Raw genomic sequence first — 18,419 nt, forward strand, 5'->3', positions numbered from 1 at the left:
GCGGCGTGGTGGGGCTCATCGGGATCCCGCTCTACACCGACTACATCGTGCCGCTCCAGGCCACCGCCATCCTCCTGCTGGTCTCGGGGGTCGGCGCCGTCGTCCTCGCCAAGCGGAAGGTCTGAAGCCGGATGAACGAGATCCCGTTGGCCTATTCGCTGGGCCTCTCCGCCATCCTCTTCGCCATCGGCGTGGCCGGGGTGGTGGTGCGGCGCAACGCCATCGTGCTCTTCATGTGCGTGGAGCTGATGCTGAACGCCGTGAACCTGGCGTTCGTGGCGCTCAGCCCCTACGCCGGGGTGAAGGGCCAGGTCATCGTCTTCTTCGTGATCGCCGTCGCGGCCGCCGAGGCGGCCGTGGGGCTGGCGATCATGATCGCCGTCTTCCGCCATCGCGAGAGCATGGACGTGAAGAACTTCAGCCTGCTCAGGTGGTAGGGCACACGATGCTCCTTCTTCAGGAAGCGGCGCACGGCGCCACGGCGGCAGCTACCGGCGGCAGCGGCTTCACGCCGGTGCTCCCCTGGCTGATCGTCGCGCTCCCGCTGCTCGGGTTCGTGCTGAACGGACTGCTCTCGGTCACCGCCGCGCGGCGCGCGCTGCCCAGGCTGCCGCCGGTGGGCGACCCGCACTACGACCACGCGCACGACGACCACGGCGTGGCCGTCACGCATGCGCCGGTGCCCGCCCCCGTCGCCGTGGGCGCGGGGATGCCGAGCGAGCAGGAGTCGCACGACTCCGGCGCCATCGCCCACCCCGTCGACGCCGCGCACGCGGAGATGCACGACGCGGACGTCACCCTCGTCCACGGCGCGCACGGGCACGCGGTCCACGACGCGGACGACACCCTCGTCCACCCGCACGACGCGCACGGGCACGACGCGCACGACCACGGGCCCGCGGGGCCCAGGCCGTTCACGCACACCCTGCCGTCGCTCATCGCGCCGGGGGTGCTGATCGGCTCGTTCGTGGTCGCCGTGCTGAACTTCCTGGCCATGCGGGGGGCGGACGAAGCGCACCGCACGGCCATCCACCAGCTGTGGAGCTGGATCCCCGCCGGCTCGCTGCAGGTGAACGCGGCGCTGCAGCTCGATCCGCTCTCCATGCTGATGACGCTGGTCATCACCGGCGTGGGGTCGCTGATCCACATCTTCTCCATCGGCTACATGAAGGAGGACCCCGGGTACCCGCGCTACATGGCGTACCTGAACCTCTTCGTGTTCTTCATGCTGATCCTGGTGCTGGGCTCGTCGTACCCCGTGATGTTCGTGGGCTGGGAGGGCGTGGGCCTGTGCTCGTACCTGCTGATCGGCTTCTGGTTCACCGAGAAGGCCAACGCCGACGCGGGGAAGAAGGCGTTCATCGTCAACCGCATCGGCGACTTCGGCTTCCTCATCGCCATGTTCCTGCTCTTCTGGAACGTGAAGGCGCTGGACTTCGCCACGGTGAACGAGAACCTGCTGCACAACGCGCTGCCCTACGGCGGCGTGGTGATCACCTGGATCGCCCTCTTCTTCTTCCTGGGCGCGGCGGGGAAGAGCGCGCAGATCCCGCTCTACATCTGGCTCCCCGACGCCATGGCCGGCCCCACGCCCGTCTCGGCGCTGATCCACGCGGCCACCATGGTCACGGCGGGCGTGTACCTGGTAGCCCGCTCGGCGGTCATCTACACGATGGCGCCCTCGGCCTCGCTGGTCGTCGCCCTGGTGGGCGCGCTGACGGCGATCTTCGCGGCGTCGATCGGCCTGAAGCAGTGGGACATCAAGAAGGTGCTCGCCTATTCGACGGTGAGCCAGCTCGGCTTCATGTTCGCCGCCGTGGGGATGGGCGCGTACGTGGCCGGCGTGTTCCACCTGATGACGCACGCCTTCTTCAAGGCCTGCCTCTTCCTGGGCTCGGGCGCGGTCATCCACGCGATGCACGCGGCGCTGCACAGCACGCACAACCCCGCCGACGCGCAGGACATGCGCAACATGGGGGGACTCAGGAAGTACCTGCCGATCACCTTCATCACCATGGGCGTGTCCACGCTGGCCATCGCCGGGGTGCCGCCCTTCGCCGGGTTCTTCTCGAAGGACGAGATCATCGGCGCGGCGTGGCTGGGGGCCGAGGGCGCGTCGCACCTGTCGACGGCGTCGCTCTTCGGGATCGAGGGGCGCTACTGGATGGGGTTCATCGGCGGCACGCTCTCGATCGCCGCGTTCATGACGGCCTTCTACATGGGCCGCATGATGATCTACACCTTCTTCGGCGCCAACCGGACCGGCGACGAGGAGCGGAAGCATCTCCATGAGGGCGACTGGACGCTCTCGCTCCCCCTGATCGTGCTGGGCCTGCTGGCGACCGTGGGCGGGCTGCTGAACGTGGAGACCGGGACGCCGCTGGTGAAGGCGTTCGACTTCGGGCAGGGCGAGGCGCTGCACCACTGGCTGCACCCCGCGCTGGCCGGGGCGGACGACGTGATCGCGCAGAACGTGGGGAACCTTCCCGAGCCGGGGCACGCCGCGTGGCCGATCCTCCTCGCCGTCGCCATCGGCCTGGGCGGGCTGGCCGTGGCCTGGGTGCTGCTGGCGCGCAGGCGGCTGGGGACGGCCGACACGCAGCCGGCGTACGACAACGCCGCCGAGCGCGTGCTGTACAACAAGTGGTACGTGGACGAGTTCTACGACCGCGTGGTCGTGCGCCCGGTGCGCGGGGTGTCGCGCGCCTTCGCGCGCTTCGACATGGGCGTGATCGACTGGACGGTGGACCTGTTCGGGCGTCTGTCGCAGATGTTCGGCATCGCCTTCGGGCGGCTCCAGACGGGGCAGCTCAACACCTACGCCTTCGTGCTGGTGGTGGGCGTGGTGATCGTGCTCGGCGCCTTCGTGGCCCTGTGACCGCGGACTGACGAAAAGTGGAAGCCTTCTACCATAGCCACTGGATCCTCACCCTCCTGATCTTCTTCCCGCTGGCGGGCGCCCTGGCGGTGTTCCTGGCGGGCGAGGAGAACGCGCGCGAGATCGCGCTGGGCGTGGGGATCATCGAGTTCCTGGTCTCGGTGCCGCTCTTCTGGACCTTCCAGCCGGCCGCGCGCTGCGACGTGCAGGGGTTCCCCGCCGGCGGCCCGGCGTTCCAGAACTGCGTGGACGCCCCCTGGCTCGGCAGCTGGGGGATCCACTACCAGCTGGGGCTGGACGGGATCAGCCTGTTCATGGTGCTGCTGACCACGCTCCTGCTGCCGCTGATGGTCCTCGGCTCGTGGACCTACATCCGCGACCGCAGGCGCGGCTTCTACGCCTCCCTCCTCGCGCTGACGGCGGGCGTGGTGGGCGTGTTCGTGGCCCTGGACATGTTCCTGTTCTACGTGTTCTGGGAGATCATGCTGATCCCGATGTACTTCATGATCGGGATCTGGGGCGGCAAGGAGCGCGTGTACGCGGCGGTGAAGTTCTTCCTCTTCACCACCGTGGGCTCGCTGCTGATGCTGGTGGCCATCCTCTGGCTCTACTGGCACTACGCCGGCCTGCACCCGGGCGAGCCCAGCTTCAGCTACTTCGCCTTCCTGCAGGTGCCCATGACGGCGGGGCAGCAGCGGCTGCTGTTCCTGGCGTTCGCGCTGGCCTTCGCCATCAAGGTGCCCATCTTCCCCTTCCACACCTGGCTCCCGCACGCGCACGTGCAGGCGCCCACGGCGGGCTCGGTGGTGCTGGCGGGGGTGCTGCTGAAGATGGGAACGTACGGCTTCATCCGCTTCGCGCTCCCGCTCTTTCCCAACGTGGCGGCCGGGTACGCCACGGGGAGGTCGGCGGTGATCCTGGGGCTCATCGGCATCATCTACACGGCCATGGTGGCCGCCGTGCAGCCCAACGCCAAGCGGCTGGTCGCCTACACCTCCGTGGCCCACCTGGGCTTCGTGATCCTGGGGATCTTCGCCTTCAACCTGCAGGGGATGCAGGGTGCGCTGCTGGTGATGATCGGGCACGGTCTGTCGACGCCGATGCTCTTCTTCCTGCTGGGGATGCTGTACGAGCGGCGCCACAGCTACGAGATCGACGATTTCGGCGGGCTGGCCGCCTCGCTCCCGCTCTTCGCCACGCTGCTGGTGTTCGCGGGGATGGCGTCGGTCGGGCTGCCGACCACGGCCGGCTTCACCAGCGAGTTCCTGGTGCTGCTGGGCGCCTTCGAGCGCTTCCCCGTCTTCACCCTGATCGCCGCGACGGGGGTGATCTTCGCCGCGTACTACATGCTGCCGATGGTGCAGAAGCTGGTGTTCAACCGGCTGGACCGCCCGGCCAACCGCCTGATTCCGGACCTGAACGGCCGCGAGCTGGCCATTCTCCTTCCGCTGGTGGCGCTGATCCTGTGGATCGGCTTCTACCCCAGGCCGGTGCTGGACCGGATGGAGCCGGCGGCCACCGGGGTGCTGACCGCGGTGCACCAGAACCGCCTGGTTCCCGACTTCGCCGCGCCGCAGGGCGAGGCGACGGGCGGGGTGGCGCTCGGCGGCGGGGAGGGCGCGCGATGAACGCCGTGCTCGACCTGACCCGCACGGGCGGCTACACGCTGGCGCTGCTGCCGGAGATCGTGCTCTGCGCCTGGGCCATGCTGGTGCTGATCGTGGACGTGGCGCAGAAGGGGAACCGCTCCCAGGCCAGCCGCCCGTCCATCGGCTGGCTGGCGCTGGTGGGGATCGTGGTGACGGCGGTCGCCACGGGGGCGCTGTGGAACGTGACCGCCACCGCCGGGCCGGCCATGATGTCGGTGGACCGCTTCCGCGTGTTCATCGACCTGGTGATCCTGGGCTCGGCGGCGCTGGCGCTGCTGATGGCGCAGGGGTACCTGGACCGGCGCGGCATCAACCGCGGCGAGTTCCAGGCGCTGGTGATGTTCAGCACCGCCGGGATGCTGCTGATGGCGGGCGCGCGCGACCTGCTGATGGTGTTCATCGGCCTGGAGCTGCTTTCCATCCCCATCTACTGCCTGGTGGGCTTCGACCGGCTGGACGAGCGCAGCGTGGAGGGGGCGCTGAAGTACTTCCTGCTGGGCGCCTTCTCCAGCGCCTTCTTCCTCTTCGGCATCGCGCTGACCTGGGGGGCCACGGGAACCACCGACATCCCCCTGATGGGGCAGCTGATCCTGGGGCGCACGGTGGAGGTGTCGCCCATGCTGCTGGCGGGGATGGCCATGCTGATGGTGGGCTTCGGCTTCAAGGTGGCCGCCATGCCCTTCCACATGTGGACGCCCGACGCCTACGACGGCGCGCCCACGCCGGTGACGTCGCTGATGTCCACCGGGGTGAAGGCGGCGGCGTTCGCCAGCTTCATCCGCGTGTTCGTGATCGGGTTCGGCGGGGCGCCGGAGCACTGGCAGGCGATCGGGTTCTGGATCGCCATCGTGACCATGGCGGGCGCCAACCTGATCGCGATGACCGAGGGAAGCCTGAAGCGGATGCTGGCGTACTCGTCGATCGCGCATGCCGGCTACCTCCTGGTCGCCCTCCTCTCCAACTCGGCCGACGGGGCGGCGGCGTTCCTCTTCTACCTCCTGGTCTACACGCTGATGACGGCGGGGGCGTTCGCGCTCCTGATCGCCAACTCGCGCGAGGCCACCGGCGAGGAGCGGGTGTCGCTGGAGGACTGGGCCGGGTTCGCGCGCGAGAAGCCGCTGCTGGCCGGCTTGTTCTCCATCTTCCTCCTCTCCCTGGCCGGCTTTCCGCTGACCGCGGGGTTCCTGGGGAAGCTGTACATCCTGCGCGCGGCCATCGCCAGCGGGCTGACGCCGCTGGCGGTGGTGCTGGTGCTGACCTCGCTGCTCAGCTACTTCTACTACCTGCGCGTGATCGTGGTGATGTACATGCAGCCGGCGCGGGTGGCCGGCGAGCACCGCGCCGCGCGCCTCCCCGGGCCGGCGATGGCGGCGGTGGGCGTCGCGGCGGCGCTGGTGGTGCTCCTCTTCTTCGCGGGCGGCTGGCCGCTGCGGTGGGCCGAGCGGAGCGCCAACTCGCTCTGGCCGGCGGAGTGGCAGCAGCCCGCGGCCGGTGCAGCGCCGGCGGCGGACGCGCCGGGCGGGGTGCCGCGGACGCTGTAGCCGCGGGGGAAGGACGGAGGGAAGACGGGAGTGACGGGCCCGGCGCCGGCGCGCCGGGCCTTGCGTTTCGCATGGCGATTGCACACCATCCCGCGGCAGGGCGGCGGGTCACGAGCGGCGGACACCGGAGCGCGCAAGATGGACGGGCCTGAGGAGGACGGGAAGGAACGCGGCGAAGCCGAGCGCCCGCGGATCGTGGAGCGCCCCGCGGAGCCCGGGGGCGAGGCCCCCGCGGACGAGCCGAAGCGGCGCGGGCTGTTCGGCGTGACGCCGCGGCGCGCGGCGGCCGGGCTGGGCGCGGCCGCGGCCGCCGCCTACGCGGTGTACCTGCTGGGCGCCGGGCGCGGCCGCCGCCGCCCGGTGACCGAGCTGCCCAACGCGCTGGGGATGCGGCTGGACTACGTGCCCTGGGGCGACGTGCACTACGCCTACTACGCCCGCGAGGGGCACGGGCGGCCGCTGGTGCTGCTGCACTCCATCAACGCCGTGGCCAGCGCGCACGAGATGCGGCCGCTGGCGCGCGCCTTCCTGCGCGACCGCGAGCGCCCGGTGTACGCGCTGGAGTGGATCGGCTTCGGGCACAGCGACCGGCCCGAGATCGCCTACACGCCCGACGTGCTGGAAGACCAGCTGGAGCACTTCCTGGAGCGGGTGCTGCGGCCGGCGGGGGGCGCGGATGTGATCGGGCTGTCGCTGGGCGCCACGTACGCGGCCGAGGTGGCGCGGCGGCGGCCGGACCTGGTGCGCTCGCTCGTCGCCATCGAGCCCGCGGGGCTGGGCGACGAGCCGGCCGAGATCGGACGCGGGTGGGCGCGACTCCTGTTCACCCTGCCGGGCGTGCAGCGGGCGTTCTACGACCGGCTGACGACCCCCGAGGCGCTGACCCGGTTCGCGCGCGAGAACCTGTTCACTCCCGACTTCGGGGTGCCGGACGAGTACGTGAACTTCGCCTCGGAGACGGCGCGGGCCGAGGGGGCGCCGCACCCGCTGGACGACTTCCTGAGCGGGCGCATGTTCCCCGAGGAGGCGCTGGAAACCTACCGGCGCCTGCGCCAGCCGCTGCTGGTGATCCACGGGAACGTGGAGAACCGGCGGATGGAAAGCTACACGCGGGTGCCGGAGCTGGAGGGGCGCGCCAACGTGAGCGTGGTTTCGCTCCCCACCGGCGCCATGCCGCACTGGGAGCGCGCCCGCGAGGTGGTGGCGCGCATCCGCGACTTCCTGGACGCGCAGGAGGGGCAGCGCCGCGCGGCGGAGTAGGTTTGGGGCTCGGAAGGATACCGCACCCGGCCGGTCCGCGCTGGACCGGCAGCCGGGGTGCGGCAGGCCGATGAACTTGCCTCCGCGGCGGATTCGACCCGCGCGGAGCGACGACGGACCCCCCGAAGGAGTGGAGCGATGACGAGAGCGGGACGAATCGCCGGGTGCGGGATGGTGCTGGCCGCCGTCGTGGCCGGGGGGTGCAAGCGCGGGGGCGACGACGACCGGGCGAGCGGACCGCCGGTGCAGATCGACAGCGCGAACAACCAGCCGATGGACGGCGTCAGCGACGAGCAGCTGAAGCAGCAGGCGCAGGCGCTGACGCCCGAGCAGGCCGCCGCCGCCGGGATGGTGGACACCACCACCCACATCGAGGACCTGGGTGGCCAGGACAGCACCCCCGCCGGCGCGGCGAACAACGACACCGCGACGAAGGCCGCCGGCGCCACCACCGGCACCCCGCCCGCCTCCGCGACGAAGCCGTAGCGCTCGTCATCGACGATCGCAGATCCCCCTCGCCCGAACGCCGGGCGAGGGGGATTTTCCTTGATGGCGCTACATCGCAGACGTCATTCTGAGGCCCCCGAAGCTGGCGGCCTGAAAGAAAGTTCCGGGCGCAGCCGATCACCGGCGACTGAAGAAGTCGCAGCAACAACTACGGGAAGCCTCGCAAACGGCGCGAGGCTGGTCCGCTCACTCCGCGGCATTCTTGCGTGAGGGATGCGCGCCCGGAGGGCCGGGAAACCGCCGCGCCCGCGGGGATGCTGGGGGATTGCCGGGATGTGGGGCGCGGCGGGGGCCCGGCGCGGTTGGGCACAGTCGTACCGTGCCCTACCGCGCGCGCAGCCCGGCCCGGAGCGCAGCGGAGGGACACGCCCGCACCCGGCGGTTGCAGATTGGGCTAAATCCGTTGCCGAACGCTCGTTCGAGCCTTGCACGATTCTTCGCGGGCGCTAGAATTCCCGGCTCCGGAGCCCCGGCGGGCGCCGGTTGCACCAATCCGAACCAGGGAGATGCGCGTGAAGAGCATCGTGTGCGTAAAGCGCGTCCCGGACACCGAGGCGCGCATTCGCATTGCCGGCGACGGGAGCAGCATCGACCCGTCGGGCGTGAAGTTCGTGCTGAACCCGTACGACGAGTTCGCCGTCGAGGCGGCGCTGAAGCACAAGGAGGCCGCGGGGCAGGGCGAGGTGACGGTGATGAGCGTGGGCGACGCCGCGAGCGCCGAGACGCTGCGCACCGCGCTGGCCATGGGCGCCGACAGCGCCGTGCTGCTGAAGGCCGACCGCACCCCCGAGGGCCTCGCCGCCGCGAAGGCGCTGGCCGCCGGCATCCAGGGGCGCGAGTACGACCTGGTGCTGTTCGGGATGAAGGCCATCGACGACGACCTGCAGGCGGTGGGCCCCATGGTGGCCGAGCTGCTGGGGATCCCCGTCGCCAGCGCCGTGACCGAGTTCTCCATCGCCGACGGCAAGGTGACGGCGCACCGCGAGATCGAGGGCGGCGCCGAGGTGGTGGAGCTGCGCATGCCCTGCGCGATCACCCTCACCAAGGGCGCGTACGAGCCGCGCTACGCGTCGCTGAAGGGGATCATGGCGGCCAAGAAGAAGCCGCTGGAAGAGAAGCCCGCCCAGGTGGACGCGCCCGCGGCGCCTGCGGCGCTCTCGTATCCGCCCGAGCGCCAGGCCGGCCGCATCGTGGGCGAGGGCCCCGACGCGGTGCCGGAGCTGCTGCGCCTGCTGCGCCAGGAAGCCAAAGTGATCTAGGGGACTGAGGGACGGGTTACAGGGGACAGGGGACAGGGACGGCCTGCGAGAGGCTCCCTCCCCGCGGTTCCCTGTCCCCTGTTCCCTGTCCCCTGTCCCCTAAAAGACAGAGGCAGATCCATATGCCAGGCATTTTTGCGTTCGCGGAGTCGCGAGACGGCGAGCTGCGCAAGGTGGCGCAGGAGGTGGTGACGGCGGCCCGGAAGCTGGCCGACGCCGCCGGCACCGAGGTGCACGCGGTGGCGCTGGGCGGCTCCGGCCTGCAGGCCGCCGCCGCCGAGCTGGGGAAGTACGGCGCCGACAAGGTGTTCGTGGGCGAGTCCGGCGCCTTCGACCGGTACTCGCCCGAGGGGTTCACGACCGTGATCGTGAACTTCATCCGGGAGCACGGGTGCGACGCGGCGCTCTTCCCCGCCAGCGCGCTGGGGAAGGACCTGGCGCCGCGGGTGGCCGCGCGCCTGGGGGTGGAGTACCTGAGCGACGCCACGGCGCTGGACGCCGAGGGCGCCACCATCACCGTCACCCGGCCGCGCTACGCCGGCAAGGTGTTCAGCAGGGCGGCGGTCACGTCGAAGCCGGCGGTGATCTCGGTGCGCCCCAACTCGTTCCAGGCGGCGGAGAACGCGAAGGCAGGCTCCGTCGAGACGCTGAACGTCGATCTCGGCTCGGCCGACTTCGGTGCGGTGGTGAAGGAGATCAAGGCCGCCGCGGGGGAGAAGCTGGACGTGTCGGAGGCGCCGATCGTGATCAGCGGCGGGCGCGGGCTGCAGGACCCGGCCAACTTCAAGCTGCTGGAGGAGCTGGCCGAGGCGTTCGGCGGGCGCGCCGCGGTCGGCGCGTCGCGCGCGGTGGTGGACGCCGGGTGGCGGCCACACGGCGACCAGGTGGGGCAGACGGGGAAGACGGTGGCGCCCACGCTCTACATCGCCGTCGGCATCAGTGGAGCCATCCAGCACCTGGCCGGGATGCGCACCAGCCGCTACATCGTGGCCATCAACAAGGACCCCGAGGCGCCGATCTTCAAGGTGGCCGACTACGGGATCGTGGGCGACCTGTTCCAGATCCTCCCACGCATGACGGAAGAGGTGAAGAAGCTGATGAGCTGAGGCGGCAACGCCTCGGATCGTCGGGAGACGCGCGCTGAGGGCGCCGGCTGCGAGGCCGGCGCCCTCCGCGCATTTTCCCCGGACGGATTTCACCGCGTCTCCGCCGCCTCGCGCCCTCCCCCCGCGCCGGAGGGCGCGATCCCTCCCGTTCCGGGAGGAGGTGGCTCCCCGCCATCTCCGCGCGTTTCCAGTCCTCCGTTTCCTCCGCGTGATGCCCTCTGTTGAGAAGGTCGAGGAAGCGCTCTGGGTTCGTCGAGATCAGAAGACCACGGGCAGTTCGCGCAGGCCGCGGAGGAACACGTGCCGCCGCCAGCGCAGGGTGTCCGCGAGGACGGCGAGACGCAGCTGCGGCGCGCGCGTCAGGAGCGCCGGGAGGGCGATCTGCGCCTCGAGCCGCGCCAGCGGGGCACCCAGGCAGTAGTGCGCGCCGATGCCGAAGCCCAGGTGGCGGTTGGGCTCGCGCGACAGGGCCAGCACGTCGGGGTCGGGGAACTGTGCGGAATCGCGGTTGGCCGAGCCGATCGCTCCCAGCACCAGCTCGCCGCGCCGGACGCGGACTCCCGCGATCTCCACCTCTTCCCGCGCGTACCGCTCCGTCGCCAGCTCGACCGGGCTGGTGAAGCGGATCAGCTCCTCCACCGCCGGGCGCGCCAGCTCCGGATCGTGGCGGAGCCGCTCGCGCTCCGTGCGGTTCTGCAGCAGCGCGAGGACGCCGCCGGCGATCAGGTTCACCGTGGTCTCGTGGCCTGCGGCCAGGAGGAGGAAGACCATCCCCAGCAGCTCGTCCTCGCTCAGCCGGTCGCCTTCCGCCTCGGCGTGCACCAGCGCGCTCACCAGGTCGTCGCGCGGCTCGGCGCGGCGCGCGGCGAACAGCGTGCGGAGATACCGGAAGAGCGCGCGGACCGCGGGGAGCACCGCGATGGCCCGGATGTCCGGCGTCCCCGAGACGATGCGGCTGGACCAGGCGTGGAAGCGCGCACGGTCCTCCGCGGGAACGCCCAGCAGCTCGGCGATGATGGTGAGCGGGAGCGGAAGCGCGAGTTGCCGCACCAGCTCGCCGGGGCGATCGCGCAGCGCCGCGTCCAGCAGTTCGTCCACCAGCTTCTCGATCCGCGGCCTGAGCCCGTCCACCAGGCGCGGGGTGAACGACTTCTGCACGAGCGCGCGCAGGCGCGTGTGGTCCGGCGCGTCCAGGTCCAGCATGTTGCGCGTCAGCGGGCGCAGGAACGGCGGCAGCCACGGCCCGCCGCCCCGCCCGCCGGGGCCGCGGACGCGGGACGGATCCTTGGCGAAGCGCCCGTCGCGCAGCAGCGCGGCGACGTCTGCGTAGCGCGAGACGAGCCAGGCCGCTCGCCGCCAGCCGAGCCGCACCCGGTGGCATGGCGCCTCGTCGCGCAGCCGCGCGTAGGCCGGGTAGGGATCGGCCTTGAACGACGGGCTGGCGAGGTCGATCCGGAACGGCATGGGAGCGCGGGGGTTCGGGGGCAAGTGGCGTGGAGCGATCGTCCCGCGGCCCTACGCGCCGTCGCGCCGCGGGGTTGCGCAGCTCTGCGCGCGGTGGGGGATGGGGCAGCAGTCGCGCGCCTGAACCTGTCCTGCTCTGGCCTGTTTCCTGCAAATATCAGGGGCAGATGGCTTGAGCCATCTCTGTAACTATGCGCCTGAAGCGCTGTTTCCCCGCGGTTCCCAACGGGGAAGGTCGGCTCGGCAGCGTGGCGCTTAACTCGAAGGTTCGGTGACATAGAGGTCTGCGGTTTTCCGAGTCGACGCCTCGGGCCTCCCAGCAAGCTCATGATGCTGGGAGGCGTGTGTCCATGACCCCGCTTCCCGGCTCCGGAGGCGGGGATTCTCGTCTTCGGTCACCGAAAGGAGGCAGTGGTGATGCGGGGACGCAGCTTCTGGAGAGAGCTCGGGATCGCGATTCTGGCAACGCTTATCGCCGCGATGCTGATTCGGTTCTTCACGGGCGATGAGAAATCCGAGACGGTGTTCAAGGTCGAGTTCCGTAGAGCACCGGTTTCCGCGGGCCATAGCCCCTGATCGCGAGTTGCAGGGAGCAGACGCGCGGAGGGCGCCGGTTGCGAGGCCGGCGCCCTCCGTTCGTCTGTCCCATGGCCAGCGTGGCCGCCGCTCAGCAGAACCTGCAGCTGTAGAAGGCCGGCGGCTGCGAGACGTAGCCGCACCCGCCGCACGCAGTCTGGCAGGTGCCGAGGCACGACACGGCGCAGGTGTTGTAGCACGACGCGTTGCAGGTGCCGCACGTGTTCAGGCAGGTGTTCGCGCAGGTCTGGATGCAGGTGTCGTCACAGGTCACCCCGCACGAGCGCAGGCTCTCGAACTGGTTGGCGTGCACGGTGCCGGCGGTGCCTTCCCGCGGCATGGTTGCGAACGACTCGACTGCGAGGGACTCGAGCGCCAGCCTGATCTTGCCCATGATGCCTCCCCGTGGACCGCGTGTACGGAGCCCGGCGGGCGGCGCGCCCATGGCGTGTGCGGCACGGCGCCGAGAGTTGCGGCGCGGCCGGCGGGCGACGCTTTCGCAATGTGCCTGCGGCATCAGAAGGGGACAAGGAAACACTTCGCAGTCATTGGCTTATGTGAGCACCTTATCACTACTCCCAAACATGGTTGCTTGCAATTACGTTTGCATGCAATTACGATTGCAAGCATGGATTCAGATACCTTTCCGCCGCTTCTGGTAGACCGCGAGCGTGAACGTGACGAGCTCTCGTCTCTGCTCCGCCGTGGACGGCCCGCGCTCGCGCTGCTGACGGGGCGGCGGAGGGTGGGAAAGACGTACCTCCTCTCCCACGTCTTCCCGCCCGAAGAGCTGTTCCTGTACACGGCGGCGCAGACCACGCCGGAGTTGAACCGGCAGCAGCTGATTACCGACCTCGCGGCATGGTCGGGCGGGGCGGTGCGAATCGAGGAGTACCCCACTTGGCGCACGGTCTTCCGGCTCATGGCGGACGTAGCCGAGAGACGCGCGGCGGGTGATCCGGTGCGCCCCACCGTGGTCGTCCTTGACGAGTTCCAGTACCTCGCGGACGGCGACCGGGGAGTTGCCGCGGTCGCATCCGAGCTGAACGCGGTATGGGAGCAGGTCGAACGGGGAAAGCCACGCCTCCCGTTCCTGATCGTCCTGGCCGGCTCGGCAGTGGCGACGATGGAAGCGCTGGCCGGTGGCGGCGCGCCCCTGTACGGGCGGTTCGCGTGGCACCAGAAGCTTCAGCCGTTCACGTACTGGCACGCGGCCGAGCTCGCGCCGTTCGCACGTCCGCGCGACCGTGCGCTGCTCTACGGAGTGTTCGGCGGCACGCCGCGTTACCTCGCGGCGGTGGACCCGGCGCGCACGGTTGGAGAGAACGCCGCGGACCAGCTGCTTTCTCCGCGTGGCGAGGTGCGCCTGCTGGTGGAAACCGCGCTTGACCAGGAAGAGGGACTGCGTGAGGTGTCCAGGTACCGTGCGATCCTGCGCGCGGTGGCGGACGGGTGCACCGAGCGCAACGAGGTCGCCCAGCGTGCGGGGCTGGCGAACGACCACGGCCTGCGTGCGAAGCTGGCAACGCTGGTCGAGCTTGGATACCTGGAGGAGCGGCGCAACATCGACGCGAAGCCGAACCAGGCGGTACGCTATTCCATTGCCGACGCGGCGTTTCGATTCTACCACCGCTTCGTGGCGCCGAATGCCTCGGTTCTGGAACGCTACCCGGCCGCGCAGGTGTGGGAGACGGCCGTCGCGCCGCACCTGGACGCCTACATGGGCCTGGAGTTCGAGCGCATCGCCACCCAGGCGTATGACCGCCGGTCACCGGGCATGGGACTGGCCATGGTAGAGCGATGGGGACAGTGGGAGGGGGTGGACCGGGGGCGGCGGTCGCTGGAGGTCGACATCGTCGCTCCGCTGACCGATGGGCGCGTGATGACCGGCGCCGTGAAGTGGGACGCCGCTCCCATCGGTGCGGGCGTGCACCACGGGCATCTGGAGATGCTCCGCCGGGCGGCGGAAGCAGGGCGCGCGTGGGCGCACTCGGCGCTTGAGCCGGAGGCGCCGATCTTCTATGTCGCTGCCGGCGGCTTCAGCGCGGCGTTCCGGGAGGAGGCGGGAGCGAGTGCGCATCCCGTGATCCTCTGGACGATTGAGGACGTGTACGCGCCTCCCGTTCCGGACGGCTCTGGATAAAGAACGCCGGAAGCGAAACTCGCGCCGGGCGGCGAGTCGCTAGTCCTTGCTTGCAATCGTAACTGCATGCAAATGTGATTGCAGGCAGGCGCGTCCACCGTCTCCGGCAGGGCGTCCGGCTCGCGCAAGCGACGCCGGCTGCTTATCTTCCGCCGACCCACGCCCGCCCGGCACGCCCTTCGGACCCGACGCAGATTGGCGAACACCTCCGCTCTCCGTGCACCCTGGATGGCGCCCGCCGCGCTGGCGATCGCCCTCGTGTCGCTCGCCATCAACGGCGTGCTGCTGCACAGGCTCAGCCGGCCCGAGCGGACGCTGGCGCCCGCGCTGGACCGAGTGGCCGAGCGCCTGCGGAACTCCGACGCCGCCATCAAGTACACGGTCCGCATCCCCGCGGGCACGCCGGTCAGCTTCGACATCCCCATCGACCAGCGCTACGTGATCAACCTGCGCACCTCGCTCCCCATCAACACCGACGTGCGGGTCCCGTTCAACACGCCCTTCGGAAACCGGGTGGTCACCATCCCCGTACACGCCAGCGTCCCGCTGCGCCAGGACATTCCCGTGCACCTGGTGGACACCTTCCACCTGCGCACGCAGACGGGCGCCGAGTACGTGGTGCCGCTGGAGATCAAGCTGAAGGACCTGCCGATGGATGCACTCCGCCACGCGCTGGCGCCATGAGAGTACGGAAGCACGGGAGCACGGGAGTACGATCCGGGGCGATGGCGCGCGTCCGCCGCCTGCTCGCGTTGGGCGCGGCGATGGCGGGGACCTCCGCGTGCCACACCAAGGACGCGCCGCCGGCGCCGCCCGCGCGGGCGGATGCGGGGCCGGCGCGGGCCGCCGTGCCGGCGTGGAGCTCCAACCCGCTGGCGGGCGAGGCGCTGACGGGGGCGGGCGATTCGATGGTGATCGAGACGGGGCCGCACACCATCCTCTGGCCCGCGAGCGCGCAGGAGCTGGCGCCGCCGTACACCATCCGCGCCACCTTCACCAAGCACCGCGGTCGGCTGCACGAGGGATACGGGATCCTGTTCGGCGGCAGCGGGCTGCAGGGGCCCGAGTCCGGCCAGGTGTACAGCTACCTCCTGGTCCGAGGGGACGGGAGCTTCCTGGTGAAGCGGCGGCAGGGGCTGGAGACCCCGGTGGTGCGCGACTGGACGCAGAACCCCGTCATCCGCCGCGACGTGGACGAGCAGGGGCGCCCCAACGAGCTGGAGGTGGCGGTGACGGACAGCGTGACCGTCTTCCGCGTGAACGGCGCCGAGATGGCGCGCGTGCCCTCGGCCGAGCTGTCGGTGCGCGGGATCGCGGGGGTGCGGACGTCGCACGAGTGCCTGCTGGTGGTGCGCGATTTCCGCGTGGAGCCGGGCGCCGCGGACGGAGCGGCCCGGTGACGGCTCCTCCAGCGCGCATCCTGGTGGCCGACGACGACGCGGCCATCCGCAAGGCGCTGCGCCTGATCTTGGCCGCCTACGACGTGCGCGAGGCGGGCGACGGCGCCGAGGCGCTGGCCATCTTCGAGGACGGCGGCGCCGACCTGGTCCTCAGCGACCTGCAGATGCCGGCGATGACGGGGCTGGAGCTGCTGCGCCGCGTGAAGGCGGTGGACGACACCGCGGCGTTCATCATCCTCACCGGCGCGGGAACGGTGGAGAACGCCGTGCAGGCGCTGCGGCTGCAGGCCGACGACTACCTGGTGAAGCCCTTCAACGTGGACGAGGTGCTGCTGGCGTGCGCGCGCGCGCTGGAGCACCGCCGCCTGGTGCGCGAGAACCGCGGCTACCAGCAGCACCTGGAGGACCGCGTGGGCGAGCAGGCGCGGCAGATCGAGAGCCTGCTGGTGGACGCCCTGCGCTCGCTGGCGACGGCCATCGACACGCGCGACGACTACACCGGCGGCCACGTGGAGCGTGTGGCCCGCTACGCCGCGGCGACCGGCGCCGAGCTGGGGCTGCGGGGCGACGAGCTGCGGGCGCTCTGGATCGGCGCGCTGCTGCACGACGTGGGGAAGATCGGGGTGAGCGACGCCATCCTGCGCAAGCCGGGCGCGCTGACGCCGGGCGAGTACGACGAGATGAAGCGCCATCCCGAGATCGGCGCGCGGGTGATGGCCAGCAGCTCGTTCCTGCGCCCGGGGCTGCCCGCGGTGCTGCACCACCAGGAGTGGTGGAACGGCGCGGGCTACCCCGCCGGCCTGAGCGGCGAGGCCATCTCGCTGCACGGGCGCATCGTGGCGGTGGTGGACTGCTACGACGCCATCGTGACCGCCCGCCCCTACCGCGGCGCCGCCAGCGACGAGGCCGCCTTCACCGAGCTGCGCGCCTGCGCGGGGACGCAGTTCGATCCCCAGGTGGTCGAAGCCTTCATCCGCGCCGCCGAGCGCGGCTTCCCGCAGGACCCCGCCACCCCCGTCCTCCCCGAGCGCACCCCGGCCGCGGCGTCGTCATAAGTGCACCCCTGTCGTGCGACTGAACACGCGTGCCGGATTGACCTCCGTGCGGGCAGCTTTATATTTCCATTTTGGTTCCATTTCGCAACCATTCAGAGGTTCCATGGCCACGCTCACCTTGAAGGGTGTACCCGACGAATTGCTCGAGCGCCTTCGAGTTCGCGCGCAGATGCATCGGCGCAGCCTGAACAGCGAGGCACTCGTTGCGCTGGAGAAGTCTCTGGGACCCGCGCGTATCGATCCCGAGGCGTTCCTCGCGCGGATCCGCCGTGATCGCGAAGAAATGCACGGCACGCCGCTCACACCGGAGATGATCGAGAAGGCCATCGCCGAGGGACGGCCGTGATTGTCGCTGACACGAATCTGATCGCGTATCTCTTCATTCCCAGTGTTTTCACGGCCGACGCCGAGGCCGTCTTTCGGAAAGACCCGGAATGGTGCGCGCCGGCCCTGTGGCGAAGCGAGTTCCGGAACGTCCTGTGGCTTCAAATCCGGTCGGGAGGATTCACGCTCGACCGGGCGATGCGGGCGATGGAGAATGCCGAAACCCTGCTGGGCGGGCGAGAATACAATGTCGAATCGGCGGGCGTTCTGGCGCTCTCGGCCGCCTCCGGTGTTTCTCCCTACGATTGTGAATTCGTGATCGTGGCCCAGGAAACCGGCCGCACGCTCGTTACCGCCGATCGGAAGGTACTCGCCGCGTTTCCCCAGGTCGCGATGAGCTTGACCGGGTTCGCGAGCTGATGCGGAACGTCTCGGAGTACGACGCCGACCTGGACCTTGCCATCCGCGCGATCCGGGCGGCGGGGGAGGCGATCCTGCCGGCGTTCCGGAGCGGGCAGGAGGTGCGCTACAAGGGGCCCGACCAGCCGGTGACCGACGCGGACCTGGAGGCGGACCGCATTCTCCACGAGATGCTGCTGGGCGCGCGGCCGGAGTACGGCTGGCTCTCGGAGGAGACGAAGGACTCGCCCGCGCGGCTGGCGAAGGAGCGGCTCTGGGTGGTCGATCCCATCGACGGGACCAACTCGTTCGTGCAGGGGATCGCGGAGTTCGGGATCAGCGTGGCGCTGGTGGACCGCGGCGCGCCCGTGATCGGCCTCGTCTTCAACCCTGCGACCGACGAACTGTACCACGCCGCGGCGGGCGGCGGCGCGTTCCTGAACGGCGCGCCGATCCGCGTTTCCACGACGGACGAGCGGGCGGAGATGCGCACGCTCATCGGCTCGCGCTGGGAGATCCGGCGCGGCGAGCTGGCCCACTTCACCGCGCCGTGGCGGGTGTCGCCGCTCGGGAGCACGGCGTACAAGATGGCGAAGGTGGCCGATGGCACCGCCGACGTCTTCGTCTCGTCCGGGCCCAAGAACGAGTGGGACGTGGCCGGCGCCGCGGTGATCGTCGTCGAGGCGGGAGGCCGCGTCAGTGGGCCCACCGGCGAGCCCTTCCGCTACAACCAGCCGGACCCCGCATGGCGCGGCGTCGTGGCCAGCAACGGGCTGCTGCACGACGCCGTTCTCGCGATGAACCCGTCCCACCTGCCGGACCGCTGACCCGCCGCGAAACCGCCGCCGCCACACCCGC

At 70.5% G+C, this 18,419-nt stretch carries 17 protein-coding genes; 15 read left to right on the forward strand and 2 right to left on the reverse strand.

From position 1 onward, the window contains the following. Positions 1-131 precede the first annotated feature (131 nt). The 8 genes from nuoK (at position 132) to VLK66_RS11145 (ending at position 10,200) form a co-directional block, all read left to right on the forward strand. Positions 132-437: an NADH-quinone oxidoreductase subunit NuoK gene (nuoK, locus tag VLK66_RS11110; RefSeq protein WP_325309481.1), complete on the forward strand. Its 306-nt coding sequence runs from the start codon at positions 132-134 to the stop codon at positions 435-437. Positions 438-445: 8 nt separating this feature from the next. Further along, positions 446-2,878 (forward strand): NADH-quinone oxidoreductase subunit L, encoded by a 2,433-nt coding sequence (nuoL, locus tag VLK66_RS11115; RefSeq protein WP_325309482.1) that lies wholly within the window; start codon positions 446-448, stop codon positions 2,876-2,878. A gap of 17 nt (positions 2,879-2,895) precedes the next feature. Further along, positions 2,896-4,506 carry an NADH-quinone oxidoreductase subunit M gene (locus VLK66_RS11120; RefSeq protein WP_325309483.1) on the forward strand — a complete coding sequence of 537 codons (1,611 nt, stop codon included), beginning with the start codon at positions 2,896-2,898 and terminating at the stop codon, positions 4,504-4,506. Beyond that, positions 4,503-6,068: an NADH-quinone oxidoreductase subunit N gene (locus VLK66_RS11125; protein WP_325309484.1), complete on the forward strand. Its 1,566-nt coding sequence runs from the start codon at positions 4,503-4,505 to the stop codon at positions 6,066-6,068. Before VLK66_RS11120 ends, VLK66_RS11125 begins: the two co-directional genes overlap by 4 nt. 138 nt (positions 6,069-6,206) lie before the next feature. Then, a complete protein-coding gene (locus VLK66_RS11130) occupies positions 6,207-7,328 on the forward strand; it encodes an alpha/beta hydrolase (protein WP_325309485.1) in 1,122 nt (373 codons plus the stop codon). 138 nt (positions 7,329-7,466) lie between these two features. Further along, on the forward strand, positions 7,467-7,814 hold the full coding sequence (locus VLK66_RS11135) for a hypothetical protein (protein WP_325309486.1): 348 nt from the start codon (positions 7,467-7,469) through the stop codon (positions 7,812-7,814). A 527-nt stretch (positions 7,815-8,341) separates the two neighbouring features. Next, complete coding sequence (locus VLK66_RS11140) at positions 8,342-9,094, forward strand: electron transfer flavoprotein subunit beta/FixA family protein (RefSeq protein WP_349260500.1); 753 nt, start codon at positions 8,342-8,344, stop codon at positions 9,092-9,094. Between the two features lie 122 nt (positions 9,095-9,216). Continuing rightward, positions 9,217-10,200 carry an electron transfer flavoprotein subunit alpha/FixB family protein gene (locus tag VLK66_RS11145; RefSeq protein WP_325309488.1) on the forward strand — a complete coding sequence of 328 codons (984 nt, stop codon included), beginning with the start codon at positions 9,217-9,219 and terminating at the stop codon, positions 10,198-10,200. Positions 10,201-10,458: 258 nt separating this feature from the next. On the opposite strand, the gene VLK66_RS11150 is transcribed toward VLK66_RS11145, so the two are convergent. Both VLK66_RS11150 and VLK66_RS11155 read right to left on the reverse strand, forming a co-directional pair. Continuing rightward, entirely contained in the window at positions 10,459-11,664 is a 1,206-nt protein-coding gene (locus VLK66_RS11150) for a cytochrome P450 (RefSeq protein ID WP_325309489.1), read from the reverse strand. A 667-nt stretch (positions 11,665-12,331) separates the two neighbouring features. Continuing rightward, entirely contained in the window at positions 12,332-12,634 is a 303-nt protein-coding gene (locus tag VLK66_RS11155) for a hypothetical protein (RefSeq protein WP_325309490.1), read from the reverse strand. A 234-nt stretch (positions 12,635-12,868) separates the two neighbouring features. On the opposite strand from VLK66_RS11155, the gene VLK66_RS11160 reads away from it, so the two are divergent. The 7 genes from VLK66_RS11160 (at position 12,869) to VLK66_RS11190 (ending at position 18,388) form a co-directional block, all read left to right on the forward strand. Next, a complete protein-coding gene (locus tag VLK66_RS11160) occupies positions 12,869-14,383 on the forward strand; it encodes an ATP-binding protein (protein WP_325309491.1) in 1,515 nt (504 codons plus the stop codon). Positions 14,384-14,611: 228 nt separating this feature from the next. After that, entirely contained in the window at positions 14,612-15,067 is a 456-nt protein-coding gene (locus VLK66_RS11165; protein WP_325309492.1) for a hypothetical protein, read from the forward strand. 41 nt (positions 15,068-15,108) lie between these two features. Further along, a complete protein-coding gene (locus VLK66_RS11170; RefSeq protein WP_325309493.1) occupies positions 15,109-15,783 on the forward strand; it encodes a hypothetical protein in 675 nt (224 codons plus the stop codon). Further along, positions 15,780-16,838 carry an HD-GYP domain-containing protein gene (locus tag VLK66_RS11175; RefSeq protein ID WP_325309494.1) on the forward strand — a complete coding sequence of 353 codons (1,059 nt, stop codon included), beginning with the start codon at positions 15,780-15,782 and terminating at the stop codon, positions 16,836-16,838. The genes VLK66_RS11170 and VLK66_RS11175 overlap by 4 nt, the downstream gene beginning before the upstream one ends. Before the next feature lie 103 nt (positions 16,839-16,941). Continuing rightward, a complete protein-coding gene (locus VLK66_RS11180; RefSeq protein WP_325309495.1) occupies positions 16,942-17,184 on the forward strand; it encodes a FitA-like ribbon-helix-helix domain-containing protein in 243 nt (80 codons plus the stop codon). Then, positions 17,181-17,582 carry a type II toxin-antitoxin system VapC family toxin gene (locus tag VLK66_RS11185; RefSeq protein ID WP_325309496.1) on the forward strand — a complete coding sequence of 134 codons (402 nt, stop codon included), beginning with the start codon at positions 17,181-17,183 and terminating at the stop codon, positions 17,580-17,582. The genes VLK66_RS11180 and VLK66_RS11185 overlap by 4 nt, the downstream gene beginning before the upstream one ends. Further along, the gene (locus VLK66_RS11190) at positions 17,582-18,388 is read left to right on the forward strand and encodes a 3'(2'),5'-bisphosphate nucleotidase CysQ (protein WP_325309497.1); all 807 of its coding nucleotides are present in this window, start codon (positions 17,582-17,584) and stop codon (positions 18,386-18,388) included. The genes VLK66_RS11185 and VLK66_RS11190 overlap by 1 nt, the downstream gene beginning before the upstream one ends. The last annotated feature ends 31 nt before the right edge of the window (positions 18,389-18,419 follow it).

Source organism: Longimicrobium sp. (assembly GCF_035474595.1).
Taxonomy (GTDB): Bacteria; Gemmatimonadota; Gemmatimonadetes; order Longimicrobiales; family Longimicrobiaceae; genus Longimicrobium.